The 2,078-nt window shown below is 55.5% G+C and carries 2 protein-coding genes; both read left to right on the top strand.

What is annotated here, in order from left to right:
* The coding region (locus tag J5F18_RS18975) for a hypothetical protein (protein ID WP_346300074.1) at window positions 1-640 on the top strand (640 nt) is incomplete at its 5' end.
* 39 nt (window positions 641-679) lie between these two features.
* Window positions 680-1,993 (top strand): phosphopyruvate hydratase, encoded by a 1,314-nt coding sequence (gene eno, locus J5F18_RS18970; protein ID WP_346300073.1) that lies wholly within the window; start codon window positions 680-682, stop codon window positions 1,991-1,993.
* Window positions 1,994-2,078: the final 85 nt, after the last annotated feature.

Here is a 2,078-nt window from a genome sequence, read left to right as displayed (position 1 = left end):
CATGGCACACAGACCCGCAAAGAAAAAAGTAAAAGATCCTATCACCGGTGCAGAGCCCGGTAAAAACCCGTCCGTTGACGAGCGCAACCTAATTGATGCTGCCGAGTCGGCCAGCCTCTCGTTTGAGGACCGCGTGCGGATCTATTGGGATGAGAACCGCGCCTTTATCATTGGCTCTATCGTCGTATTGTTGGTGGTCGTAGTCGGCTATCAAGGCTTGGTCGCCTTCCAAAATATACGCGAGCGCGCCGTCCGCGACGAATTTGCCTTGGTTGGCGACGATCTCGATGAACGCAAGGCATTCGTCGAGCGACGCGGCAACACCCCGCAAGGTGGCTTTGCCGCTCTCTCGGTTGCCGCTATTGAAGCCTTGCGCGACAGCCCGCTAGCCGGACGCGCCCACATGGGACGCGCCATCAGCGCACTGCGCGGAGGCGATGTTGCCGAGGGGGAAGCCATGCTCAAAGCGATTGCCGACAATCGCGACCTGCCGCAAGCCGCTCGCGCCGAAGCCGTCTTCCATCTGGCCATTATTGCCCTAAGTCAGGGCGACAGCGCACAACTGGAAAGTCGTGCCGCCCAATTGGATGCCATGCCGTTTGCCCAAGTTTGGCAAAATCGTCTGGCGGAAATCCGCTAAGCCCATTTTTTCACTGAACCATAAATCGATACACACATCATGAGTACACTCATTACAGACATCCGCGCACGCGAGATCATTGATTCCCGGGGCAACCCGACCGTTGAGGTCGATGTTGAACTGGAATCCGGCATCATTGGCCGTGCCGCTGTGCCCTCCGGCGCCAGCACCGGCGTTAACGAAGCACTGGAGCTGCGCGATGGCAGCCTTCCGGCCTCTGCCTTCCCGAAGAATTTCAAACCGAAAAAACGCTACCTCGGCAAAGGCGTTCTCAAAGCAGTTGAGAATGTTGATGAGCTGATCGCGCCAGAACTGATTGGTGTCGATGCCTGCGATCAAGTCGGCATCGATAACATCATGCTCGAACTCGACGGCACCCCCAACAAGAGCAAGTTGGGAGCCAATGCCATCCTCGGCGTTTCACTCGCCACGGCACACGCCGCTGCCGATGCCCTGGGCTTGCCGCTTTACAAGTATTTGGGTGGACCCAACGCCAAGGTTTTGCCCGTGCCCATGATGAATATCATGAATGGCGGTGCACACTCCGATGCACCTATCGACATTCAGGAATTCATGATTGTGCCAAAGGGCGCCGATTCCTTCCGCCATGCCATTCAAATGGGTTGCGAGGTTTTCCACGCACTCAAGAGCGTGCTCAAGAGCAAGGGACTTTCAACTGCGGTTGGTGATGAGGGTGGCTTCGCGCCCGTGTTACCATCCAATGAAGGCGCACTGGAAGTCATTGCCACCGCCATCAAGGATGCTGGCTACAAACTCGGCAAGGACATCTTCCTCGCACTCGACGTCGCTGCTTCCGAGTTCTACGACTCCAAGACCAAAAAATACATCTTCAAGAAGTCCGACGGCTCCAAGCGCTCCGCTGCGCAGATCGTTGATTACTACAAGGACTTACAGAAGAAGTATCCCATCATCTCGATTGAGGATGGTTGCGACGAGGACGACTGGGATGGCTGGAAGCTGCTGACCGACGCCATTGGCGGTAGCACACAGTTGGTGGGTGACGACCTGTTCGTGACCAACACCAAGTTCCTCAAAAAGGGCATCGACCTTGGTGTGGCCAATTCCATCTTGGTTAAGGTCAATCAAATCGGCTCGCTTACCGAGACCTTTGATGCGGTTGAAATGGCCAAGGAAGCCAAATACACCAGCGTGCTCTCACACCGCTCCGGCGAGACAGAGGACACCACCATCGCGGATATCGCCGTTGCCACCAACTGTGGTCAAATCAAGACTGGCTCATTGTCACGTTCCGACCGCGTTTGCAAATACAACCAATTGCTGCGCATCGAAGAGGAACTCGGCAAGCACGCCATCTACGGCGGCAAGATGTAAGCTCTCAAATAACGTTTTAAACGAAAAGCCCCCGGTTACAACCAGGGGCTTTTTTTGTGACTAGCAGCCCGTCGGACTTAGGCAA

The organism is Halomonas sp. BM-2019 (genome assembly GCF_017584085.1).
Note: the sequence above shows the minus strand (reverse complement) of the source record. Positions and strands in the feature narration are given on the sequence as shown.